The following is a 3,527-nucleotide window of genomic DNA, read 5'->3' as shown; positions in this document are numbered from 1 at the left end:
CCAGCCCCGGACCCCACACCACCGACAACCTCCTCGCCGCCAGCGCAGGAGGACTCGCCGCCGGCGGCCTCGGAGGCGCCGCCGGCCGACGCCTCAGCGGAGCCATCGGCGCCGAACGCCTCGCCGACGCCGCCCTCACACCCGTCTCCAGACGCCTCACCGGAGCCGCCCTCGTCAACAAAGGCAAACGCGGCGTCCAAGCCTCCATCGACGCCCTCGAAGCACGCGGCGATACCCTCGTCGGGACCGAGATCACGATCGATGTCGAAGGCGTCCGAACACGAATCGACATCCTCGCCGAAGAACCATCCGGCACCAGGTACATCACTGAAGCGAAGAACGGACCGCGTGCGGAACTCACGAAGAACCAGGAAATCGCTTTCCCTCTCATCAGAGAAGGGAAAGGTGCCATACCCACCGGCCGGAGAGCTGAAGAAGCTGGCCTCGAACCAGGACAACCATTGAAACCGATGGAAGTAAGAGAAGATCGTTGGGACATAGGTTAGGAGAATAAGTTGTCGTTTCATACAGAGGTCGAAGCGGTTTGTGTACGCATGCTGAAGGAAGTGGGATTCCAGAGAAAGAAAGGCCGCACTGTCCTTCCTCTGTACGAGGGGTGGCAAGGATGGGTCGGGCTCAATAGCAGCGGCTGGACTCCGCGAGACGGAATCATATACCCCATCATCGGCGTCATCTGCGATGAAGTTCAGAGCACCTACTATGACGTGCAACCGGAGCTTCCGGGAAGAAATTTCCCTACGCCGACTATTACCATGCCCCTCGGGTACGCGGCTGACGTTCCGGAACTGCGGCAATGGATCTTCACAAACGACGGCACCGTCGAGAAGCAGGCGGCAGACCTGACTCAAGCCGTCGTTGACATCGGCATTCCCTACATGCGTAGGCACGCGTCACTCGACGCCATCCGGAAGAGGCTTTCTGGCGATAACATAAGACCTACTCCATTCAACGCCGAAGAGAAGCTCGCGGTCACAATTCTCGTCCAGGACGGCTACGAGGCGGCGCGCGCGCATATTAAAGCAGAACTCGCGAAGATTTCGGGAAAAGAAGATCCCTCCTCCCAGTATGATCGTAAGTTCGCCGAAAAGTTCCTTGCGTATCTCGACCGGACTGCGCGGTGACGCACGTTTCAGCCATCTGAGCAGAAAGTATCGCCTAAGCCGAGACCCTTCGGCGGCAGGCGGCCGGACGGGGCCCCTGGTCTTGTCGAAGGCGGTGCAGAGCGTTGATGCGTGCAATATGTTGATCGTTTGACCCGATTACTCATCCACACTCCTTGCGGTGGGCGAGACTCCGATCCTTGCCACGCCGGGAGGCGTCACCGGCATCGGCGACACCTGGACCGGCGGCAGCTGGCGGGCCGAACGCGCGACCAACGCCGACGACCCCTGGGGCGTCGCTCCCGGCCCCGATACCGGACTGCCGCCCGGTATCGACCTCCCCGCGGGGATCAGCCTCACCGGGTCCGGTGGCCTCGCGGTCGCGGGACTGGAATGGCTCGGCCACCGCGCCTACGACCCGGGGACTCGGGGCTTCCTCACGGTGGATCCCCTCGAACCCGTCACCGGCGCGGGCTGGTCCGGGAACCCGTACTCGTACGCCGGGAACGACCCCCTCCACGCCCTCGACCCCACCGGACTGCGCCCCGTCACCGACGCGGAACTCCAGGCCTACCGCAACGGGAACAACGGCGCATTCGCCGCCGCCCAAGACTGGTGGTCGAACAACTGGGAATACGTCGCCGCGGGCGCCGCGATCGTCGGCGGCATCGCCCTCATGTTCACCGGTGTCGGCGGACCCGTCGGCATGGCCCTCATCGGAGCCGCGTCCGGTGCTCTCCTGTCCGGCGGAATGTCCATCGCCGGACAGAAAGCGGTCAACGGCAGCGTCGACTGGGGCCAAGTCGGCATCGACTCCGCCGTCGGAGCGCTCGGCGGCGGCGCCGGAGGAGCAGCCGAGTTCCTCGCCTACCGCGCCGGCGCCGGCGCCTTCAAGGCCGAAGTCATCGCCGGCACCGCCGACGGCGGCGTCTCCGGCGCCGCCCAATACCTCACCAGCCCCGGACCCCACACCCCCGACGGCCTCCTCGGCGCCACCTCCGGCGGAGCAGCAGGAGGCGCCGCAGGAGGAGCCGCCAGCGGACTCGGCGGTGCCGCCGCCCGCCGCCTCGGTGGCGACATCCCCGCCACCCGACTCGACGACGTTCCCCTCACCCCTGTCCGACCACGCCTCAACGGTGCTGCCCTCGTCAACAAAGGCAAACGCGGCGTCCAAGCCTCCATCGAAGCCCTCGAAGCACGCGGCGATACCCTCGTCGGAACCGAGATCACCATCGACGTCGGAGGAGTCAGGACACGCATGGACATCCTCGCCAGAACACCATCCGGGGAGCTGTACTTCATCGAAGCCAAAAACGGCCTCTTCGCGAAACTCACAAAAAACCAGGAAATTGCCTTTGACCTCATTAGAGACGGGAAAGGCGCCATACCTCGCGGCAGGAAAGCAAAGATTGCTGGCCTTGAACCAGGCGAAGAGTTGGGTCCAATGCACATTCGAGAAGATTATTGGGATTTAGGTTAGGAGAATACCATGTCATTTCATACAGAGGTTGAAGCGGTTTGCGTGCGCAAGCTGAAGGAAGCCGGGTTTCGCAGGAGAAAAGACACCATTACGGCACCGCTGTCTGAGGGGTGGCAGGGGTGGGTCGGGCTCAACAGTGGCGGCTGGACCCCTCAAGATGGTGTTATGTACCCCATCATCGGCGTCATCTGCGATGAGATCCAGAGGATCTACTACGAGATACAAACGCATCTTCCAGGGCGAAACTACCCGACGCCGACGATTACAATCCCTCTCGGGTATGCCGCCGACGTGCCGAAGCTGAGACAATGGTTTTTCACGAACGACGACACCGTGGAGGAGAGGGCGACAGACCTGGTTCAGGCCGTCGTTGATATTGGCATTCCGTACATGCGACGGCACGCTTCACTCGACGCCATCCGTGCGACCCTCTCGGGAGATAACATGATCCCAAACCCACGCGTTGCACGGCAGAAACTTGCGATCGTCATCTTCATGCAAGACGGACCTCGAGCAGCGCGTGCTCAAGTCGAAGCAGACCTCGCTAGGTTCTCCACAGAAGACAATGCCGCATCCGAAGCCGATCGGAGGTTCGCCAAGGCTTTTTTCGACTACATAGACCGATAGGCCCCATAGATTCAACAGTTCACTGCGCGCCGACGAATCCGGGATCGTCGGCGTGAGCGAGGTCGCGCGGCGCTGAGGCTTCGCGCACTTAGGCCGCTTTGCAGCCTCCAACAATCACCGCTTCGACGAGCGCCCCAGCATAACCCTCGAGTCGTGACCGTGCATCAGAGGTAGTCGACCTCGTCGACTTCGACCTCGCCTCACCAACGACCCCCTCCACGCCCTCGACCCCACCGGACTGCGCCCCGTCACCGACGCGGAACTCCAGGCCTACCGCAACGGGAACAACGGCGCATTCG

Annotated in this window: 3 protein-coding genes and 1 pseudogene; 3 read left to right on the top strand and 1 reads right to left on the bottom strand. The window is 62.7% G+C overall.

The window, feature by feature from the left end:
- Positions 1-458 (bottom strand): annotated as a pseudogene (locus tag B0H03_RS15930) (hypothetical protein); the annotation flags it as partial.
- A 96-nt stretch (positions 459-554) separates the two neighbouring features.
- Here B0H03_RS15930 and B0H03_RS15925 point away from each other — a divergent pair.
- From B0H03_RS15925 to B0H03_RS15915, 3 genes are all read left to right on the top strand, one after another.
- The gene (locus tag B0H03_RS15925) at positions 555-1,142 is read left to right on the top strand and encodes a hypothetical protein (RefSeq protein WP_104265629.1); all 588 of its coding nucleotides are present in this window, start codon (positions 555-557) and stop codon (positions 1,140-1,142) included.
- A gap of 160 nt (positions 1,143-1,302) precedes the next feature.
- Positions 1,303-2,601: an RHS repeat-associated core domain-containing protein gene (locus tag B0H03_RS17300; RefSeq protein WP_104354376.1), complete on the top strand. Its 1,299-nt coding sequence runs from the start codon at positions 1,303-1,305 to the stop codon at positions 2,599-2,601.
- A gap of 9 nt (positions 2,602-2,610) precedes the next feature.
- Positions 2,611-3,228 carry a hypothetical protein gene (locus tag B0H03_RS15915; protein ID WP_104265673.1) on the top strand — a complete coding sequence of 206 codons (618 nt, stop codon included), beginning with the start codon at positions 2,611-2,613 and terminating at the stop codon, positions 3,226-3,228.
- The last annotated feature ends 299 nt before the right edge of the window (positions 3,229-3,527 follow it).

The organism is Rathayibacter iranicus NCPPB 2253 = VKM Ac-1602, from assembly GCF_003149025.1.
Taxonomy (GTDB): Bacteria; Actinomycetota; Actinomycetes; order Actinomycetales; family Microbacteriaceae; genus Rathayibacter; species Rathayibacter iranicus.
This window is presented reverse-complemented; position numbering and strand designations above follow the sequence as displayed.